At 51.1% G+C, this 368-nt stretch carries 1 tRNA gene and 1 other RNA gene; both read right to left on the bottom strand.

Features of this window, described 5'->3' with window-relative positions:
* Positions 1-5: 5 nt before the first annotated feature.
* A non-coding RNA gene (locus tag ACFVYJ_RS05705) (RtT sRNA) lies at positions 6-135 on the bottom strand.
* Between the two features lie 52 nt (positions 136-187).
* Positions 188-263, bottom strand: a tRNA-Lys gene (locus ACFVYJ_RS05700).
* Positions 264-368 lie beyond the last annotated feature (105 nt).

Here is a 368-nt window from a genome sequence, read left to right as displayed (position 1 = left end):
AAAAGTGGTGGGTCGTATAGGATGACTTGCGCCCTGCGGGCCAGCGTCGCGAACTCCGCTGTTGTCTCACCATAAACGCCTCGACTCGAACCTCCCTGCGGGTACGGTTCTCACCCTATACTCCTGAAGCCATGTGCCATACTGTAATTGAGGCACAAAAAAACCACCCTACGGTGGCCTGAAAAAGTGGTGGGTCGTATAGGATTCGAACCTATGACCAATTGGTTAAAAGCCAACTGCTCTACCGACTGAGCTAACGACCCATCAGAGTTCACGAATGTCTCGTGCAAGAAGTGGTGGGTCGTATAGGATTCGAACCTATGACCAATTGGTTAAAAGCCAACTGCTCTACCGACTGAGCTAACGAC

The sequence above is a fragment of the Pontibacter sp. JAM-7 genome, from assembly GCF_048548695.2.
GTDB lineage: Bacteria > Pseudomonadota > Gammaproteobacteria > Pseudomonadales > Balneatricaceae > Neptuniibacter.
Note: the sequence above shows the minus strand (reverse complement) of the source record. Positions and strands in the feature narration are given on the sequence as shown.